We start from the raw sequence: 18,828 nt of genomic DNA on the forward strand, positions 1-18,828 counted from the left end.
GTTGGACGATTGCTTGACTTCCTGATTAACGCACTAAATCCTTAAACAGTTATACGACCAGCGAAGACCCGTTTGGCGGGGCCAATCAGGTTAATGGCATCAAATTGACCATCAGCCAACTGCTTAAATGACACGCGCAGGTTTCCGCCAATTGTTTTGATGCCTACCGGACTGGTCAGGGCCAGCTGCTGGTGAGCAACCAGCGCCACAGCAGTCACCCCAGTTCCGCAGGAATAGGTTTCGTCTTCAACGCCCCGTTCGTAGGTTCTGACAAAAACCGTATTGTCCGCCATGACCTGCGCAAAGTTGACGTTTGTGCCACGGGGTTTGAATTGATCACTGTATCGGATGGCACGCCCTTCAGCGACAACATCGAGCGATTCCAGATCATCCACGAACAGGACGACATGGGGTGAGCCGGTGTTCAGAAACGTCAGTCCGTTGCGGTCTTCGCTACCCGATACGGGGCTCATTTTCAGCGAAATATTCTCATCATCGACAACGGCCGTATGTTCACCGTCTACGGCTATAAACTGTGTTTCCTGCTCAAACATGCCCAGGTCGTGCGCAAACCGAACAATGCACCGCCCACCATTTCCGCACATGCTGCCCTCTGCCCCATCGGCGTTGAAATAAACCATCCGAAAATCATAGTCCGGATCGTTTTGCAGCAAAATTAACCCATCGGCTCCAATGCCAAACCGGCGGTGGCAGAGCTGTTCAATCAGCGCCTGGTTAGCTGCAGGAAACGTTTTGCTTCGGTCATCGATCAAGATAAAGTCGTTGCCGGTACCCTGGTATTTGAAAAACTCCATGACGATTGGGCTTTTTGGCTATAAAAAAAGCCGCCCTTGCAGACAGCTTTTTCAACAATGTTGTGTAACGCGGAGGTAATTAAGCAGCTGCAACTACTTTTGCTTTGCGCTCTTTAACACGAGCAGCCTTACCCTGACGACCACGCAGATAGAACAAGCGCGCACGACGTACTTTGCCCAGACGGACGATTTCGACTTTATCGATGTTGGGTGACAGAAGCGGGAAAATCCGTTCAACGCCTACGCCATTCGATATTTTGCGGACGGTAAACGTCTCGCCACCGGTGCTTGGGTTACGGCGTTGAATAACCGTTCCTGTAAACACCTGAACACGTTCCTTATTTCCTTCGCGGATTTTAACGTGTACGTTCACCGTATCACCCGCCCGGAATGTGGGCAACTCGGTGCGACGCTGCGCGTTGTCTGCCTCCACTAATTTGATTAACTCGCTCATGACCGTATATAAATCGCCAGATAACTATTTGCGAAATGAGCCGCAAAGATAGTAATTTTCTCAGTAGGAGAAAATACTTTTGCAAAATTACGTGCTGGCTCAATAACCGACTCCATGAAAATACTGAACGTTGATCAAATTCGTTCCCTTGACCAATCGACAATTCAACACGAACCCATAGCACCGATCAATTTAATGGAGCGAGCCGCGCTCACCTTTGTCGACTGGTTCATTGACCACTTCCCGACTACAACCAAAACGAAAATTTTCTGTGGCCTGGGCAATAACGGGGGCGATGGTCTGGCGATTGCCCGTCTGCTTCTGGAACGTGAATACCCCATTGATATCTTCGTGGTGCGGTACGCACCCCGCGAGTCGGATGACTTTATGCATAACCACCGGCGGCTCAAGCTCGTGACGGATAAGGTCCACTACGTTGAACTAGCCACTGATATTCCGACCATCCGCCACGACGACGTTATTATTGACGCCATTCTTGGCTCTGGTCTGTCGCGACCAACCGAAGGCATTGTCAGCGATACAATCAAGGCCATCAACCGCGCACCCGCAACCGTTGTTGCCGTCGATATCGCCAGCGGACTGTACACCGATCAGCCGAACAGCCCGACCGATGTCATCATCGAACCCGACTATACCCTGTCGTTTCAGTTACCCAAGCTGGCCTTCCTGTTGCCTAAAAACGGGCCTTATGTGGGCAGTTGGCACTTGCTGGACATTCGGCTACACAAACGATTCATCGACAAAGCGCCAACGCCGTATTATTACACCCAACCCCATGAGGCTCGCCTATTGCTTCATAAACGGAATCAATTCTCTAACAAAGGCACGTTTGGCCATGCTTTGTTGCTGGCAGGCAGCTACGGAAAAATCGGAGCGGCCGTTCTGGCCGCTCGTGCCTGCCTGCGGTCGGGGGTAGGTTTGCTGACTGTACAAGTGCCCCAGTGTGGTTACAGCATTGTACAAACCAGCGTTCCCGAAGCCATGTGTAGTCCGGACTGGCATCAAAACGTGCTCAGTGGAACAGCCCAGACGGGCCATCCGGATAATGAAAGCATAAATCCATCCGATTACTCGACTGTGGGCATTGGTCCGGGCATTGGTAAAGCGCCCGAAACGCTGGCCTTCTTGAAAGGCCTGTTGCCTACGTTGAAGAAACCGATCGTTGTCGATGCGGACGCCCTGAATTTGTTGGCCGAAAACCGGGAACTGCTGACTCACCTGCCTCAGAACAGCATCCTGACCCCACATCCCAAGGAATTTGAACGACTCACAAAAAAATGGAGTAACGATTACGAGAAACTCACCATTCTGCGCGATTTCGCCAAAAAATACCAGGTCGTTGTGGTGTTAAAAGGAGCTCATTCAGCCGTTACGACACCCGATGGAGACATTCATTTCAATTCAACGGGGAATCCGGGATTGAGTACCGGCGGCACGGGCGATGTGCTGACGGGTGTTTTAACCGCCTTGCTGGCTCAGGGATATGATCCGGTAGAAGCGGCTGTACTCGGCGTGTTTGCCCACGGCCTGGCTGGCGATCGGGTAGCGGAGCAACGAGGCCAGATTGGCATGATAGCTTCAGATATAATCGATGCGCTTAAGTGGGAATAAATAGGCCGAAACTGTAGAATAACATCCACACATTTACCCGACGAGACAGCGTTGTTGTTGTCCATAAGTTACCGCCTACGAAATATTCATAACGGGTAGTTATACGTACTCGGCATATTCCGGTTTTTTACGCTTTTCAGGATTTTAACAAGGTCCCAAATTTGCGCCAGTATTAGTAAACAAAATACTACTGCGCACGATGAAACATACGGTACAGCGGGACCTGCGAACAGGTCGCCCTTCACGAAGAAGCCGGGGCACTCTCGATCAAACAACTGCCTTGGGCGGCCTGACAATAGCCTTGTTTGCCTATATACTTTACTATTTCATTTATCCGATGGTTGCCAAGGGTCTGCTTTGGTAATTTCCCCTTCGACTACTTCAGGAATTGGTAGGTGGCAAACGCTGAAACATAGGCCAGTATCATCATATACGTTAGCTGTACCATGGGCCATTTCCAGCTCTTCGTCTCTCGCTGTGTAGCTGCCAATGTGCTCATGCACATCATAGCAAACACGTAGAAAACTAACAGCGACCAGGCCAGCGCGGGTGTATACATAGCCTCCCCTGTCTCGGGGTTGCGCTCCTGCCGAAGCCGCTCCCGAATGGTTACTCCGGCGTCATCTGCCCCATCGCCAATGCTGTAGATCGTGGACATTGTCCCAACGAATACTTCACGGGCGTAAAATGAACTCAGCAAGGCAATCCCGATCTTCCAGTCATAGCCAAGTGGCCGAATAGCGGGCTCAATGAAATGACCAAAATTACCGGCGTAAGACGCTTCAAGTCGTTCGGAAGCAATCCGGTTTTGCAGCTCATCCGACGTAACTACCGGCTTTTCCTGTCGGACACGCGCTTCCGCCTGCTCCATCGCGTTACCGGGGCCGTAGTTTGACAGTACCCACAATATGATAGATATGGCCAGGATAACGCGTCCGGCTTCCCAGACAAACGACCGCACGCTTTCCCATACTGTTAAACCGACATGATTCCAGCGGGGTAACTTGAACGTTGGCAATTCCATAATGAAATAGCCCCGTTCTTTTGTCTTCAGAAACAGCTTCAGGACATAGGCGGCCAGTAGAGCACTGACCAGCCCAAGCAAATACAACCCCATCAGGGCCAACCCCTGCAGATTAAATACGCCTAGAACGCGCTGGCTTGGCACCACCAGCGCAATTAAAATTGTGTAAATTGGTAACCGGGCCGAGCAGCTCATCAGTGGTGTTACCAGAATGGTAATCAGCCTGTCACGCCGGGTGCCGATGCTGCGCGTTGCCATGATGGCGGGAACAGCACAGGCTACCCCCGAAATAAGCGGCACAACGCTCCGCCCATTCAGCCCGAACTTCCGCATGATTCGGTCCATGATCACCATGACCCGCGCCATGTAACCCGACTCTTCCAGCAAGGCGATCAGCAGAAACAGAAAAGCGATCTGTGGAATAAAAACGAGTATACCCCCAATACCCGCCAGTATACCATCGGTGAGCAAATCGGTGAGTGGGCCAGGGGGCAAACTTTCTTTCAGCTGCCCATTGAGCCAGGCGACACCCGTATCAATGGCATCCATAAACGGTTGCGCCCAAGCGAAGATAGCCTGAAAAATCAGCAGGAGCACGAAGCCGAAAATGGCGTATCCCCAAACAGGATGTAACAGAACACGGTCGAGCTTTTGACTCCAGGTCGGCTGGTTGATTGGCCGTTTGTCCGTTACAACCTCCGTTACGATTGCCGCTATACGTTTGTACCGTGAGATCGTCTCATTGGCCTGAAAGGTTGACTCGTTGAACTGATGTTTGTCAATAATAGCATCGAGACCCATTTGCTGAGAACGATTCAAAAACGAGAACCCATCATGCTGAATGACGTACTGAAGAGCGAGGTAATTATTATCGAGCTGGTATTGGGTTCTGGTGTCGGTAATTATGGCTGAGGCTTCATCGGCCGGATCGAAGAAAAGCTTGCCCGGCAGGGTCGGCGCCAGCATCTGTTCCTGAACTGCCTTTTTAAGTTGATCAATGCCTTCACCGGTCCGGGCGTTGAGCCGCACCACGGGTACACCTAACCGCATGGCTAGCCGCACCGCATTAACTGATTTAGCCTGCTGCTGCGCCACATCGAGCATGTTCAGCGCCAGAACGGTCGGTACACCCAGATCAATAACCTGCGTGAAAAGGAGCAGGTTCCGATGAAGATTAGCGGCATCAATTACAACGACAGCCACATCAGGATAGTCGGGATGGCTGGGATTAGCCAGAATATCCGTAACGATCTGTTCGTCTAACGACTTGGGATAAATGGAATAAACACCGGGAAGGTCGATAACGACAGACGACGTTTGCCCATCCAGAGGCCAGATTCCGGACTTTTTGTCCATCGTGACACCAGGAAAGTTACCCGTCTTCTGACGCAGGCCGGTCAGTTGATTGAATAAAGACGATTTGCCGGCATTTGGGTTGCCAATCAGGGCAATTGTGGAAGACGATTTCAAGGCACAGGTTCAGACGTGGCCGCCCTACACGATGCATGAAGACGGGACCATCCACACGGTTAAGTCTATTTATTCTTTATTCTGAATCATAATAGTAGCCGCTTCTGACTTACGCATGGCCAGGCAGTACCCGGCTACGTTCAGGCATATCGGATCACCCAGGGGCGCTTTGCTGTGCAGGCACACTTCAGCACCCGGCAAACAACCCATCTCAAGCAGCTTAAGCGACATTAACTGGTTATTGAACGACTCAATGATGGCTCGTTCTCCAATTTTCAGGTCAGCTACGGTGCGCTTGCTCATGGTCATCGGGAGGCTAATCTTTATTTAGATTCAGTTTAATTAACGCAAGATTACGACGGAAAGTTTATCGACGCAAATCTATCTCAGCAAATCCCACGCAAACCGGACTATGGTTGCGGCAATAAGCACCAGGAAAAATACCCGGATAAAGCGGTTGCCTTTTAATATGGCCAGTCGTGCTCCCAGAAAAGCACCCGTAAGGTTGGCAACCGCCATCGGCAGAGCGAGCGCGTACAGGATTTTGCCTTCACTAACAAAGTACACAGTACTGGCGAGATTCGTGGAAGCGTTCACCAGTTTGGCGTGGGCACTCGCCTTAAGGAAGTCGAAACCGATTAGAGTAATAAATCCCAGAACGAGAAAACTGCCTGTTCCCGGCCCAAAAAAGCCATCATAAAAGCCAATGCCCGCACCCATACTCCACATGCGTATTCGCTGCTGCCGGGGCGTCACAATTCGGTTGGAGACCTGCCCGAAGTCTTTTTTGGTGAATGTGTAAATAAACACCGCCACCAGAATAACGAGGGCAAGTGGTTTCATAAAGCTATTGGGCACATGCGAGAGCGTCCACGAGCCAAGCCACGACGCCCCAAAGGCAATGGCCATCATGGGTCCAATGAACCGACCAACAACGGCGACACGTCGGCTGTATTGAAAAGCCCCCATCAGGCTACCGAACATAGACGGGATTTTGGTTGTCCCGATCAGGGTCGGCACCGGGTACTGCGGCAAGGTAAAGAGCATAGCAGGCGTTTGGATCAGCCCTCCCCCACCAATAATCGCGTCGACGAAGCCCGCGAGGAACGAAAACCCACAAAGAACCAGAACGGTAGAATAATCCATCAAGCGAGCCTACTCCTTAATAACAGCCGCGCAAAAATAGGCAAGGCATAATGGCTGCGTTTCAGAAGGTGAAACTATTTCTTTTTCGCATCAGCATTGCGCTGTAAATTTGCAGAATTATCAGATAGAGCATGGCAGAATCAGTACGACAGTTGGGTGCGTTGATGCGGAAGGAGTTTCTGCTGGAGTGGCGACAACGCTACGCGCTCAACGGTATGCTGCTTTATATTGTGGGGGCCGTGTTTGTGTGCTACCTGAGTTTCAATGCCCGGCGCGGTCAGTTAACGCCCATCGTCTGGAATACATTGTTCTGGATTATCCTGCTATTTACCGCTATTAATGCCATTGCCAAAAGCTTCGTGCAGGAACGGGCGGGACGTCAACTTTATTACTATACGCTGGCGAGTCCGCAACAGATCATCCTGTCGAAAATTCTGTACAATACGGTCCTTATGCTGATCCTGGCCTTTTTAGGCTTTGGTATCTACGCCTTTGTGATGGGAAATCCGGTCGATGACATTCCGGTTTATCTATTAACACTTTTGCTGGGAGCCATCGGTTTTGCGTCTTCGCTGACGCTCGTATCAGGCATTGCCAGTAAAGCAGAGAACCCGGCAACGTTGATGGCGGTCTTGAGCTTCCCTATCATTCTGCCGTTGCTGCTTATGCTATTGAAAGTCTCCAAGAATGCCCTGGATGGTCTTGATCGAAGCGTAAGCTGGGGTGAAATCACGATTGTGTTAGCCATTGACGCTATTGTGGTGACACTTTCGTGGCTATTGTTTCCGTTTTTATGGCGGAGCTGATGTAACGCGGACAATCTGTCCGCCCTTATTTGACCAACCCTGCGGACAGACCATCCGCATTACTTAAATGAAAAAGAACTGGTGGAAGGCCCTGGCGGTCTTGATTCTAACCTACGTAATTTTACAGGGCCTGTTGGGCGTCGTACCGCGCCAGCCAATTTTAAATGAGAGTATCCGGAACGTATATTTTCATGTTCCCCTTTGGTTCAGCATGATCGTTCTGCTGCTGACGTCTGCCATTTATTCCATTCGGTACCTGCGAAACGGTCGGCTGGACGATGATCTGGTCGCGGTTGAGTTTGCCAACTCGGCCATTCTGTTTGGCTTGCTGGGCTGCCTGACGGGGTCAATCTGGGCAAACTTCACCTGGGGCGAACCCTGGCCGAATGATCCCAAGCTAAATAGTGTGGCAGTGGGAATGCTTATGTACCTGGCTTACCTGATTCTACGCGGCTCCTTTGACGACGAGCAGCGCCGGGCGCGTATCTCAGCGGTCTACAATATCTTTGCTTTCGCTGTATTCGTTCCGTTGATTTTCATCGTTCCGCGCCTGACGGATTCACTCCACCCTGGCAATGGCGGTAACCCGGCTTTTGGAAAGTATGACATGGACAACCGGATTCGGCTGGTATTTTATCCCGCCGTTATTGGCTTCACCCTACTGGGCGTCTGGATTACCGAGCTTCGCGTTCGATTCCGTCGGCTGAAAGCCGCTCTGGACGATTAGAGTCATGGCCCCGGTCGGAACCACCGTTCGGGGAACATCCGTTCGGGGAATGATTCGGCTTATCTTTGCGTTATTTTTCTAACTACTTTATACGACAATGCGACTGCCTTTTCGCCTGACCTATCTCCTGGCAACGTTACTTCTCTTCAGCCAAAACCTAATGGCCCAACAGCCCGCAGCGGATGGCATCGAAATGGCCGATCGGCTTCGGGCTGACGGTAAAATCTGGGTAGTGGTTGCCGTAATAGCGGCCGTTTTTGTTGGTATCATCGTTTACCTTATTCGGCTCGACCGGCAGATCGGGAAGCTGGAAAAAGACGTAAACGAGAAGAAGAATCAGTATAGTTTGTAATTTGTTGTCTGTCGTTTTTCAGTCTATAAACCACAGCGGTTAAATCCGTTAACCCCATGAAACTCTCTCACATTTTTGGTATTGTTGTTATCGCTCTAGCCATCGGTATAATCGTTGCTACCGCGGGTGATGCCAGTTCGTATGTTACCTTCAAGCAGGCAACCGAGCTTGCCAAGGATGGTGACGATAAAATGATTCACGTAGTCGGCAAGGTTCAGAAAGATGCCCAGGGACGAATTACGGATATGCTCTATAATCCTGCCATCGATCCGAACCACTTCGAGTTTACGCTGGTCGATAACAACAACCAGGCGCAGAAAGTGGTTTTCAACAGTCCCAAACCCCAGGACTTCGATCGGTCAGAGCAAATTGTGATCATTGGAGCCATGCAGGGCGATCACTTCCAGTGCAACAAAATTCTGCTGAAATGCCCATCCAAATACCAGGACGGCAAGCTGGAAACCACCGAACACGAAGTAAAAACAGCACAATTATAAAAAGAGCGAAAGAATGAAAGAGTGAATTAACACCTCCTCTGCGGCTCTCGCTCTTTCACTCATTCACTCTTTCTCTCTTTCTAATTTAGCGAATGATACATACCACCGTCGGGCAACTCGGCCACTTTTTTGTCATTTTATCGTTTGTTACGGCACTCGTAGCAACGGTCGCTTATTTTCTGTCCGCCCTCGGGCGAGGACAAACCGTCGAGGAAGCGGAGCCCGTCGAGGAGCCCCAGTTAGCCTATGCCGGTGAGTCAAGTCTGGGCGGGAAGAAAGCCAGACACAAGACGCCATCAAAGCACATCAGTCAGCCCGAGCCAGCCGATAAAGACGACTGGCGGACACTGGCACGATGGGCCTTTTACATTCATGGCGCGGCTGTAATCGGCGTCGCATCGAGCCTATTTTACATCATCTACAATCATTATTTCGAGTATCATTACGCCTGGAGTCACTCGTCGAGGGCGCTGCCGGTTCAGTACATGATCTCCTGTTTTTGGGAAGGTCAGGAAGGGTCCTTCCTGCTGTGGCTGTTCTGGAATGCAGTTCTCGGTGCCATTCTGATTCAGACGAGTGGCAAAGGCTCTTTATCCCGGCAATGGGAAGCGCCGATGATGGCCGTTTTTGCGCTTGTTCAGGCATTTTTAGCTTCCATGATTCTGGGCGTCATCTTTGGCGATTCATTTAAGGTCGGGTCGTCACCGTTTCTGCTACTGACGGAAGCCATGCCCGATGCACCGATCTTTACGGCTGACCCAACGTTTGTACCCAAAGACGGGAACGGACTGAACCCCCTGCTCCAGAACTACTGGATGGTTATTCACCCGCCAACCCTGTTCCTTGGTTTTGCGTTGGCGCTGGTTCCTTTTGCCTATTGCATTGCCGGTTTGTGGCGCAATCAACCCCTCGAATGGATACGTCCCGCGCTGCCCTGGACACTGATCGGTGGTATGGTGCTGGGGGTTGGTGTTATGATGGGTGGTTACTGGGCTTACGAAACCCTCAACTTTGAAGGGTACTGGAACTGGGACCCCGTCGAGAATGCCGTATATGTTCCCTGGCTGGTACTGGTCGCTTCACTGCACACCATGCTGATTGCCAAGCGGAGTTCGACAGGGCTAAAAATGTCCATCATTCTTACGATTGCCACCTTTGTTCTGATTCTGTATTCCACCTTCTTGTCGAGGAGCGGCATTCTGGGCAATGCGTCCGTTCACTCCTTTACCGATTTAGGTTTGTCGGGGCAATTGTTGCTTTATCTAATGGCCTTTATCGTACTGGCGGTTATTCTGGCGGCCAGCAAATGGAAATACATTCCCGCCGATAAAGAAGAAGCGTCGGTATACACCAAGGAATTCTGGTTATTTATCGGGGCTACTGTACTGTGCCTGGCCGCTTTTCAGGTGATTGCAACAACCTCTATCCCGGTTTATAATAAAGTTCTGGAATCGTTCGGTAAAGTATCAAACCTGGCGCTTCCTGCCGACCAGGTGGCTCACTACAGCAAATTTCAGATCTGGTTCTTCGTCTTTATTGCGTTGCTGACTGGCGTTGGCCAGTACATGTGGTGGCGTAAACTGGAGCATAAAAAGTGGGATGCCCTGGTTACACCCAGCATCCTGACCTTATTGATCAGTGCGGCTCTGATTGCCTTTGGCGAAATGAAAAACCCGGTGTACATGGCTTTGCTGGTGGCTTCCGTTTTTGCTTTAGTCACCAACGGGGCTACCCTGCTGGACATCATGCGGGGCAATCACCGGCTATCGGGTGGCGCTATTTCGCACATCGGCATGGCCCTCATGCTCATTGGCATTCTCTACTCGTCGGGTTATACGAAAGTGATTTCGCTGAACAACAGCGGTTTACTCATTTCCAAACAGGAGGAGTTCACCAAGGATAACAACAAGCAGAACAAAGAAAATAAGCTGTTGTGGCTGAACCAGCCGGAGCGCATGGGCCCCTATCAACTGACCTACCGGGGTAAGCAGATTGAAGCTCGCGACGTGCCGGGTTACATTCCCCGCCAGGATGTGGTGGTGATTGAAGGCGATTTCCACGGTATTGCCCAGCGTGATATTGAGCAGAACGGTAAAGTCTACCACAAGAAAGGAGATACGCTGGCCCTGTACCCGGAAAACACCTATTATCAGGTCGAATACCGGGAGCCCAATGGAAAAATTTTCAATCTGTATCCGCGTGCGCAGGTGAACGAACGGATGGGCTTACTGGCCTCACCCGATATTCGGCACAAGTCTGATCGGGATATGTACACGTACGTATCGTCGGTGCCGGACCCTGATGCCGAGAACACCTGGGCGAAAACGGAAACGTACAGCGTTGCGGTTAAGGACACGTTCTTTTTGAACGATTACGTGGCTATACTGGACGATGTCTCGCGTACAAACCAGGTGGAAGGCGTTGACATTGGCCCCAATGATGCGGCTGTCCGGGCTAAAGTTCGGGTGCTCGACAAAAATGGTGAACACATAATCAGCCCTGCTTTCGTGATCAAAGACCGGATGGTAGCACACCCGGCCGAGGTGAGCGACGAGTTGGGTGTACGGATGCAGTTGAACGAAATTGATCCGCGCACGGGCAAGTTCACATTTGCGGTTAACCGGACGCAGCGGGATTACATCGTCATGAAAGCCATCGAAAAACCACTGATCAATATTCTCTGGATTGGCACCCTGATTGTTGTGATCGGCTTCCTGATCGCTACCATCCGTCGGTATCGGGAGTTCAACAAGATGCAGCGTAAATCGGTTTAATGAGTTTGTGGTTCGTCGCCAGTTGCGTACAATGCGGCACTGTCCGTTCAGTAAGCAACAGGCGACGAACAAGCCGTTACCTGTCAAAAACACATGAAACTATCTGAAATGCTTCTCCTGGCCGTTTCCATTGGCTTTTTAGTTATCTGGATTGCGGAATATCAGCGGACTACTTTTGGGGATAGCTACTGGTTATTAATGCTGTTTCTGGGTTTCCTTCTGGCTTTTCAATACGTCCGAAGCAAGCGAATCGAACGGGAGAAGGCAGTCTCGCCAACGATCAAACAGATGATAGAAGACCGCAGTAAGAAAAAGAAACACTAAGTGACGCATAAGACAGGGTCTTTTAGATTCATTACTGTTCATGCCTAACGCAGCGTTTACAACGCATCATTTTTCACTAAAATTTGGAATCGTACGCTCTTTTAATCGGCGCCTTGCTTGCCCTTGTACTCGCTGGTTTCTTCTCGGCAGTTGAGATGGCTTACGTATCTGTCAACCGATTATACTTCGAGTTGCACAGTAAACAGGGTCCGTTGAGCGAGAAACTGGTATCAAACTTTCTAAAGAACCCTATTTTATTCGTCGGGACCACCTTAACGGGTAACACGCTTTTTCTGGTTCTTTATACCGTTCTGGGGGTTACGGTTCTTAACCCCTTCCTGACAATTATTCTGCCCGAAAGCTGGGCCACGCACGAATCGGTGTTTATTTCCATAGAAACGCTGATTCTGACCATCATTTTCTTACCGCTGGCGGACTACATCCCCAAGAGCCTTGCGCTCATTCATCCCGACCGTTTTCTGGAAGCGCTGGCCGTACCACTTTGGGTGATCTTTAAAGCCATTGCCCCCATCGTTCGGTTACTGGTCGGAACAGCACGATTCATTATTCGGTATATACTGGGCAAGCGTAACCCGGAAATTCGCCCGGTTTTCGGACTGACCGACCTGAACCACTATCTCCAGCAACTCAATCAGAAAGCCGATACCGAAAAGGACGTAGAAGTCGATGCGAAAATATTTAACAATGCCATTGAGTTTCGGGATGTACGCGTACGCGATTGCCTGGTTCCCCGGACGGAAATTAATGCCATTGCGGTAGACGATACGGTTGAAGATCTTCGGTTAGCCTTTCAGGAAAGTGGCCATTCCAAGATTGTGGTCTACCGCGACACGATCGACGATGTTATCGGCTATTGTCATGCACTGGCCCTGTTCAGGAAACCAGCCACGGTCGAAGAAATCATTACCCCCATTATCATTGTTCCGGAAACCATGCCCGCGCAGGATCTACTGTTACGCTTTCTATCAGAGCGCAAAAGTCTGGCCCTCGTTGTCGATGAATTTGGTGGCACCGCTGGCATTGTGAGCGTAGAAGACATGGTCGAAAAGATTTTTGGCGAAATTCAGGATGAGTACGATACCAATGAAGATTGGGTAGAGCAGCAACTCGATGAGTCGAACTGGCTGTTGAGCGCCCGGCACGAAATTGATGACCTGAACAAAACCTACGGCTGGACGATTCCCGAGGGCGATTATGACACGCTGGGTGGCCTGATTTTAGAAGCACACGAAGACGTACCTCGGGTTGGCGAGGTCATCGAGTTTTCACCCTTTACCTTTACCATTATCTCAATGGACGGCACACGAATTGATACGGTAAAAGTCCATCTAACCAAAGAATAATTTTTTTGCTTTCGTTACCATTCTCTTACATCGTGAATAAATCATCCATTCAAAAAACTGTAGCGCGTCATCTACTGGAGGTACAGGCAGTACGACTCAAACCCAATGAGCCGTTTACGTGGAGTTCAGGCTGGAAATCGCCTATTTACTGCGACAATCGGGTTACGCTGGCCTATCCAGACGTTCGGACTTACATTAAAAATGCGTTGGCGGAAGCCATCCGGCACCGGTTCCCATCGGTTGAAGTCATTGCGGGTGTGGCGACAGCGGGCATTCCTCAGGGCGCCCTGGTTGCCGATGTATTAGGGCTTCCCTATTGTTACGTGCGCCCCGAGCCCAAAGCACACGGGATGGGCAAGCAAATCGAAGGCCATCTGTCCAGCGGCCAGCGCGTCGTTGTTATTGAAGACCTGATCTCCACCGGAGGCAGCTCACTTAAAGTCGTCAATGCGCTTCGGGCGGCTGGTGCCGAAGTGGTTGGCATGGCGGCAATTTTCACCTACGGATTCCCGATTGCGGAACAAAATTTTGCCAGTAGCAACGTGCCGCTGGTTTGCCTCAGCGATTATGACGCGCTCCTGATCGAAGCGCAGGCACTCGACTACATTTCGGAAGATGCGATGGAATCATTGTCGGCTTGGCGGCAAAACCCGGCTCAATGGGGGCAATAATTCAATATAACTAATGGTTGCTGATAACTCCGGGACTGGCGTTTACTTCCTATAGTCCAAATTCATTACCGTAAACACATGGCTACCATCACGGCAAGCATTCAGCGAACACTTTATGAAACCCACTTGTCAACGGGTTCGCAGGTCATTGTTGCCGACGAACCCGTTGATGTGGGCGGACAGGATAAGGGCATGCGACCGGGCGAACTGCTGGCCGGATCGCTGGCGGCCTGTACCGTAATGACCTTGAGAATGTACGCAGACCGGAAAGGATGGCCCCTTGACTCGGCCGTTGCACACGTCGATTATACCAGTAATCCAGAAACAAAGCGGTCGCTCTTTTCAGTACGCCTGATTCTGAATGGCGACCTCAACGAAGAGCAACGAGCGAGGCTACTGGAGATGGCTGATCGGTGCCCTATTCACCAAACCCTGGAGAACCCCGCTGATTTCAACACAACGCTGGTAGAGTACTCAGCGCAGGATTGAGCAGGATTGACCGTTATCCGGGCAACATGGCGCTCATATCCGATCCGTGCGTCGGGTACGCGAACAGCATATCGCTCAGGTCTTTGGCCAGAATACGGTGCTTTATGGCTATCGTGAACAGGTTGATGACTTCCTCACTGCCCGTGCCGAGCAAATGAGCCCCGACAATCTCATCCGTTTTCTCGTCGACCAGCGTTTTGAAAGCAGAAAAAGGCTCGTTAATTCGTCGGCTGCTGTACCAGTCGCTGGTTTCCCGGAACAGCACGTTCACGTTTCTCCCCTGCTCCTTGGCCTGTTCCTCCGTTAACCCGACAGACGCCAGCGGAGGGACAGTGTACACGGCTGAGGGCACGGGTGCATCCTGGTACGTTTTCCGATTGCCATTCAGTATATTATCCGCAACAATACGGCCTTCGTAGGAAGCCAATGGCGTAAGGGGTAACCCTTTGTCGGTTACGTCGCCACAAGCGTAGACAATCGGGTTTGAGACGCTTTGCAGGTATCTATTAACCAGTACCCCTTTCTTTCCAACGTCAATACCCGCCTTATCCAGCGCCAGTTCGGCAGTGTTAACCACGCGCCCGGCAGCGTGAACGACAAGATTGGTCGATACCGTGTGGCTCTTTTTCTGTTGCGTGTACTGGACGGTGAACTCATTTTCCTTTCCCGATACAGCGGTCACGTTAGCGTTCAGGATAATGCGTATGCCAATGGCCTCCATTGCCTTGACCAATACAGCCACTATGTCGGCATCAAATCCCTCCAATGGGCGCTCTCCCTGGTGCAGAATGGTTACCCTGGCACCGGCACGGGCAGCAATGTGCGCAAATTCAAACGCGATATACCCACCCCCAACCATCACAATCTTGTCCGGCATTTCTGGTAGATCCAGAAAGCCCGTACTGTCAATCAGCAAGTCTTCGCCAGGGATACCGAGCGGTTTGGGATCCAGGCCTGTTGCCAAAATAATATGGTCAGCCTGTAACTCATCCTGGCCGACCCGCACTGTATTGGCCGAAGAAAACGAAGCGACACCGTGAAAGGCCTTGATGCCTTGCTTGGCAAACTTCTCGTCCGTTCGTTCGGGAACGGGATCAGTGAATGTATTTTTGAACTTCATCAGTTCAGGCCAGTCAATGGCTGGTTGCTTCGTCATTCCTTTGCCAACCATCTGCTCAGATCGGGCAATAATCTCGGCGGCTCCCACCAGCACTTTTTTGGGGTCACAGCCCCGTTGCGAGCACGTACCGCCGAAAGGCAATTTGTCGATGATGGCAACCGTCTTGCCAGCCTCTCTGGCTTTTTGCGCGACGGTTGCCCCAGCGGAACCGGTGCCAATAACAATTAAATCAAAATTCTGCATGTCCTGACGAAAGGTGAAGGGTTAGCAGTATAACCCGAAACGGACGGTACTGGCTAAAAAAAGTGGCTGATTCATCTGAATCAGCCACTTAAACCTGGTAATGCAACGCGTCAACTTACGCGACAGCTTCGTATAACTCTTCGCGCTGCGCTTTTACGCGCTCATCAGTGAGGTACTCATCGTAGGTCATCAGTTTATCGAGGATGCCAGCCGGAGTGATTTCGAGCACTCGGTTAGCCACCGTTTGGACAAACTGGTGGTCATGCGATGTAAACAGGATAGGGCCTTTAAAGTCGATCAGTCCGTTGTTCAGCGATTCGATTGATTCAAGATCGAGGTGGTTCGTTGGTTCGTCGAGCATCAGGAGATTAGATCCCGAAAGCATCATTCTCGATAGCATGCAACGCACTTTTTCGCCCCCACTTAGTACCGTTGCCTTCTTGAGCGACTCTTCACCCGAGAACAGCATACGGCCCAGGAATCCCCGAATAAAACTCTCATCTTTTTCAACCGAATACTGCCGCAGCCAGTCGACCAGGGTTAGATCCGATTGGAAAAATTTCTCTTTTTCAGCGTCGGTCGGAAAATAAGACATCGTGATCGTGACACCCCAACGGAATGTACCTGAATCGGCTTTACGCTCGCCCGCCAGAATATCCAGCAAGGCAGAAACGGCCAGCCCATCGCGACTGAACAGGAAAATTTTGTCCTGTTTGTTCATCGTGAACGACAGGTTCTCGAATAGTTTCGTACCATCCTCGGCCGTGTAAGTCAGGTTTTCAACCGTTAAAATCTGATCGCCGGGCTCCCGTTCAGCTTTGAAGTTAACGTACGGGTATTTCCGGGATGACGGCTGAATATCGTCGATCGTCAGTTTTTCGAGCAGCTTACCGCGACTTGTTGCCTGCTTCGATTTGGATGCGTTGGCCGAGAAACGACGGATGAATTCTTCCAGTTCTTTCCGCTTATCTTCCGTTTTCTTATTTTGATCCTGGCGTTGTTTCAGGGCTAGTTGACTCGACTCGTACCAGAACGAATAGTTTCCGGCAAAGAGCTTAACCTTGCTGAAGTCAACGTCGACAATTTGCGTACAGACCTGATCTAAAAAGTGGCGATCGTGGGATACTACGATCACGGTGTTGTTGAAGTTAGCCAGGAAGTTTTCAAGCCAGATCACCGACTCTACGTCGAGGTTGTTGGTTGGCTCATCAAGCAGCAGGACATCAGGGCTACCAAACAAAGCCTGCGCCAGCAGAACCCGCACCTTCTCCGAGCCGTTGATTTCACTCATCGGCGTGTAGTGCATGTCCTCTTTGATACCCAGGCCTGACAGCAACGTAGCGGCATCCGATTCGGCATCCCAGCCATTCATCTCAGCGAATTCCGATTCGAGTTCGGCGGCTTTCTCCCCGTCGGCATCCGTAAATTCGGTTTTGGCATACAGCACGTCTTTCTCCTGCATGATGTCATACAGGCGTTGGTTACCCATGATTACCGTTTGCAAGACGGGAAACTCATCGTAGGCAGATTGATTCTGGCTCAGCACCGACATCCGTTCGCCGGGGGTCATGATAACCGAACCGGTTTGTGGTTCAATTTCGCCCGAAAGAATTTTAAGAAATGTCGATTTCCCGGCTCCGTTAGCGCCAATGACGCCATAACAGTTACCGGAGGTGAATTTTATAGTTACGTCGTCGAAAAGCACCCGCTTTCCGTAGCGCAGTGAGACGTTTTGTACCGATATCATGATGTGATTTCCTGTTCAGATTGAGCGGCAAAGGTACGAATTTTTAGCGAGAAATAAGGTCGTGGTTTTGTCCGTGGTCAGCGCTTTCCGTCTGGGTGATTACGGGCCTCCGCTTACTTTCCCCGGACGCACCGAAAGCCGAGATTGTTACTCCCGCTGCTTGTTTCGCCCTTGCCCCGACTCCCGGCTTTGTAACGGATGCAGTACTGGTCGCTGCACAGAAATGACCCGCCCCGCTGTACGTGTTTGACCGCTCCCGGCTCTTCGGGATCGTAGCTGTCGACAGGACCCGCCGGGTCGCTTTTGGGCGATTTACTGTAGTAATCAGGCCGGTATAAATCCTGGCACCACTCCCACACATTGCCATCCATATCATAGAGCCCATACGGATTAGCCGGATACGACTTAACCGGTGCAACACCGGCAAAACCATCTTCGGTCGTGTTGTTTGCCGGAAAATCACCCTGGTAAATATTGGCAGTCCACTTTCCGGCGGGCTTCAGTTCGTTCCCCCAGTAATAGGTTCGATTTCCTTTGTCTCCCTGGGCCGCAAACTCCCACTCGGCCTCGGTGGGCAGGCGTTTCCCAGCCCATTTGGCATAAGCGGTGGCATCGTCAAAACTGACGTGTACAACAGGCTCCTGTTCATGCCCGGCAAGGCTACTCTTGGGGCCATTGGGATGGTTCCAGCTTGCTCCTTTCACATACGACCACCATTGCAACGGGTTGGCCAGCGAAACTTTCTGAGTGGGGGGCGTAAACACGGCCGAACCCGGCACAAGCTGCTCGGCAGGAACACCCGGATAATCAGCGGGATTGAGTGGACGCTCGGCTACCGTCACGTAGTTGGTGGCCGATACAAAACGAGAAAATTCGGCGTTGGTTACTTCATGATCATCCATCCAGAAGCCTTTTACTGTAACCGAATGCACGGGCCGGGCATCCGCAAACTCATCGGCCCCCATCTGAAATGTCCCGCCGGGAATCCAGACCATACCGGTTGTGCCCATCGCTCCCGAACCAGCCTCTGAAGCCGCCGTGCGAATAGCCGCCGAACGCGAAGGCATTCCTTTCGCAACGCAGTTAGCCCCCGAGTCGGCGCTTATTACCTGTTCGCTTTCCGGCTTGCCGGTAGAATGGCAGGAAAGCAGACTAGCCAGCATGGCAACACTC

18 protein-coding genes are annotated in these 18,828 nt (G+C 51.1%); 10 read left to right on the plus strand and 8 right to left on the minus strand.

Annotated elements, in window-relative coordinates; genetic code table 11:
• Positions 1 to 41: 41 nt before the first annotated feature.
• The gene (gene dapF / locus ACYU87_RS03305; protein WP_461132597.1) at positions 42 to 815 is read right to left on the minus strand and encodes a diaminopimelate epimerase; all 774 of its coding nucleotides are present in this window, start codon (positions 813 to 815) and stop codon (positions 42 to 44) included.
• 79 nt (positions 816 to 894) lie between these two features.
• Complete coding sequence (gene rplS / locus ACYU87_RS03310; protein WP_461132598.1) at positions 895 to 1,269, minus strand: 50S ribosomal protein L19; 375 nt, start codon at positions 1,267 to 1,269, stop codon at positions 895 to 897.
• A gap of 114 nt (positions 1,270 to 1,383) precedes the next feature.
• On the opposite strand from rplS, the gene ACYU87_RS03315 reads away from it, so the two are divergent.
• Complete coding sequence (locus ACYU87_RS03315; protein WP_461132599.1) at positions 1,384 to 2,901, plus strand: NAD(P)H-hydrate dehydratase; 1,518 nt, start codon at positions 1,384 to 1,386, stop codon at positions 2,899 to 2,901.
• A 376-nt stretch (positions 2,902 to 3,277) separates the two neighbouring features.
• Here ACYU87_RS03315 and feoB read toward each other — a convergent pair whose 3' ends face one another.
• The 3 genes from feoB to ACYU87_RS03330 form a co-directional block, all read right to left on the minus strand.
• On the minus strand, positions 3,278 to 5,395 hold the full coding sequence (gene feoB, locus ACYU87_RS03320) for a ferrous iron transport protein B (protein WP_461132600.1): 2,118 nt from the start codon (positions 5,393 to 5,395) through the stop codon (positions 3,278 to 3,280).
• 69 nt (positions 5,396 to 5,464) lie between these two features.
• Positions 5,465 to 5,698 (minus strand): FeoA family protein, encoded by a 234-nt coding sequence (locus ACYU87_RS03325; RefSeq protein ID WP_461132601.1) that lies wholly within the window; start codon positions 5,696 to 5,698, stop codon positions 5,465 to 5,467.
• Positions 5,699 to 5,776: 78 nt separating this feature from the next.
• Complete coding sequence (locus tag ACYU87_RS03330) at positions 5,777 to 6,541, minus strand: sulfite exporter TauE/SafE family protein (RefSeq protein WP_461132602.1); 765 nt, start codon at positions 6,539 to 6,541, stop codon at positions 5,777 to 5,779.
• A 131-nt stretch (positions 6,542 to 6,672) separates the two neighbouring features.
• Between ACYU87_RS03330 and ACYU87_RS03335 the strand changes: the two genes are divergently transcribed.
• From ACYU87_RS03335 to ACYU87_RS03375, 9 genes are all read left to right on the plus strand, one after another.
• Positions 6,673 to 7,347: a heme exporter protein CcmB gene (locus ACYU87_RS03335; protein ID WP_461132603.1), complete on the plus strand. Its 675-nt coding sequence runs from the start codon at positions 6,673 to 6,675 to the stop codon at positions 7,345 to 7,347.
• A gap of 67 nt (positions 7,348 to 7,414) precedes the next feature.
• The gene (gene ccsA, locus ACYU87_RS03340; protein ID WP_461132604.1) at positions 7,415 to 8,074 is read left to right on the plus strand and encodes a cytochrome c biogenesis protein CcsA; all 660 of its coding nucleotides are present in this window, start codon (positions 7,415 to 7,417) and stop codon (positions 8,072 to 8,074) included.
• Positions 8,075 to 8,171: 97 nt separating this feature from the next.
• On the plus strand, positions 8,172 to 8,426 hold the full coding sequence (locus ACYU87_RS03345; protein WP_461132605.1) for a CcmD family protein: 255 nt from the start codon (positions 8,172 to 8,174) through the stop codon (positions 8,424 to 8,426).
• Positions 8,427 to 8,482: 56 nt separating this feature from the next.
• Positions 8,483 to 8,923: a cytochrome c maturation protein CcmE domain-containing protein gene (locus ACYU87_RS03350; protein WP_461132606.1), complete on the plus strand. Its 441-nt coding sequence runs from the start codon at positions 8,483 to 8,485 to the stop codon at positions 8,921 to 8,923.
• A 92-nt stretch (positions 8,924 to 9,015) separates the two neighbouring features.
• Positions 9,016 to 11,697 carry a cytochrome c biogenesis protein CcsA gene (ccsA, locus tag ACYU87_RS03355; RefSeq protein ID WP_461132607.1) on the plus strand — a complete coding sequence of 894 codons (2,682 nt, stop codon included), beginning with the start codon at positions 9,016 to 9,018 and terminating at the stop codon, positions 11,695 to 11,697.
• Positions 11,698 to 11,790: 93 nt separating this feature from the next.
• Positions 11,791 to 12,021 carry a hypothetical protein gene (locus ACYU87_RS03360; protein ID WP_461132608.1) on the plus strand — a complete coding sequence of 77 codons (231 nt, stop codon included), beginning with the start codon at positions 11,791 to 11,793 and terminating at the stop codon, positions 12,019 to 12,021.
• Between the two features lie 83 nt (positions 12,022 to 12,104).
• Positions 12,105 to 13,385: a hemolysin family protein gene (locus ACYU87_RS03365; protein WP_461132609.1), complete on the plus strand. Its 1,281-nt coding sequence runs from the start codon at positions 12,105 to 12,107 to the stop codon at positions 13,383 to 13,385.
• A 32-nt stretch (positions 13,386 to 13,417) separates the two neighbouring features.
• Complete coding sequence (gene pyrE, locus ACYU87_RS03370; protein ID WP_461132610.1) at positions 13,418 to 14,056, plus strand: orotate phosphoribosyltransferase; 639 nt, start codon at positions 13,418 to 13,420, stop codon at positions 14,054 to 14,056.
• Between the two features lie 78 nt (positions 14,057 to 14,134).
• Complete coding sequence (locus ACYU87_RS03375; protein WP_461132611.1) at positions 14,135 to 14,545, plus strand: OsmC family protein; 411 nt, start codon at positions 14,135 to 14,137, stop codon at positions 14,543 to 14,545.
• 13 nt (positions 14,546 to 14,558) lie between these two features.
• Here the strand turns inward: ACYU87_RS03375 and ACYU87_RS03380 are convergent, their stop codons facing one another.
• The 3 genes from ACYU87_RS03380 to ACYU87_RS03390 form a co-directional block, all read right to left on the minus strand.
• Entirely contained in the window at positions 14,559 to 15,908 is a 1,350-nt protein-coding gene (locus ACYU87_RS03380; RefSeq protein WP_461132612.1) for a dihydrolipoyl dehydrogenase family protein, read from the minus strand.
• Positions 15,909 to 16,023: 115 nt separating this feature from the next.
• Positions 16,024 to 17,655, minus strand: a complete 1,632-nt coding sequence (locus tag ACYU87_RS03385) for an ABC-F family ATP-binding cassette domain-containing protein (RefSeq protein WP_461132613.1) — start codon at positions 17,653 to 17,655, stop codon at positions 16,024 to 16,026.
• 113 nt (positions 17,656 to 17,768) lie between these two features.
• On the minus strand, positions 17,769 to 18,818 hold the full coding sequence (locus ACYU87_RS03390; protein ID WP_461133624.1) for a formylglycine-generating enzyme family protein: 1,050 nt from the start codon (positions 18,816 to 18,818) through the stop codon (positions 17,769 to 17,771).
• Positions 18,819 to 18,828: the final 10 nt, after the last annotated feature.

It is taken from the genome of Spirosoma lituiforme, assembly GCF_054776635.1.

Coding starts and splice junctions, on each gene's coding strand:
- dapF (WP_461132597.1), bottom strand. CDS start 815: ATGGAGTTTTTCAAATACCAGGGTACCGGCAACGACTTTATCTTGATC.
- rplS (WP_461132598.1), bottom strand. CDS start 1,269: ATGAGCGAGTTAATCAAATTAGTGGAGGCAGACAACGCGCAGCGTCGC.
- ACYU87_RS03315 (WP_461132599.1), top strand. CDS start 1,384: ATGAAAATACTGAACGTTGATCAAATTCGTTCCCTTGACCAATCGACA.
- ACYU87_RS03325 (WP_461132601.1), bottom strand. CDS start 5,698: ATGAGCAAGCGCACCGTAGCTGACCTGAAAATTGGAGAACGAGCCATC.
- ACYU87_RS03330 (WP_461132602.1), bottom strand. CDS start 6,541: ATGGATTATTCTACCGTTCTGGTTCTTTGTGGGTTTTCGTTCCTCGCG.
- ACYU87_RS03335 (WP_461132603.1), top strand. CDS start 6,673: ATGGCAGAATCAGTACGACAGTTGGGTGCGTTGATGCGGAAGGAGTTT.
- ccsA (WP_461132604.1), top strand. CDS start 7,415: ATGAAAAAGAACTGGTGGAAGGCCCTGGCGGTCTTGATTCTAACCTAC.
- ACYU87_RS03345 (WP_461132605.1), top strand. CDS start 8,172: ATGCGACTGCCTTTTCGCCTGACCTATCTCCTGGCAACGTTACTTCTC.
- ACYU87_RS03350 (WP_461132606.1), top strand. CDS start 8,483: ATGAAACTCTCTCACATTTTTGGTATTGTTGTTATCGCTCTAGCCATC.
- ccsA (WP_461132607.1), top strand. CDS start 9,016: ATGATACATACCACCGTCGGGCAACTCGGCCACTTTTTTGTCATTTTA.
- ACYU87_RS03360 (WP_461132608.1), top strand. CDS start 11,791: ATGAAACTATCTGAAATGCTTCTCCTGGCCGTTTCCATTGGCTTTTTA.
- ACYU87_RS03375 (WP_461132611.1), top strand. CDS start 14,135: ATGGCTACCATCACGGCAAGCATTCAGCGAACACTTTATGAAACCCAC.
- ACYU87_RS03380 (WP_461132612.1), bottom strand. CDS start 15,908: ATGCAGAATTTTGATTTAATTGTTATTGGCACCGGTTCCGCTGGGGCA.
- ACYU87_RS03385 (WP_461132613.1), bottom strand. CDS start 17,655: ATGATATCGGTACAAAACGTCTCACTGCGCTACGGAAAGCGGGTGCTT.
- ACYU87_RS03390 (WP_461133624.1), bottom strand. CDS start 18,818: ATGCTGGCTAGTCTGCTTTCCTGCCATTCTACCGGCAAGCCGGAAAGC.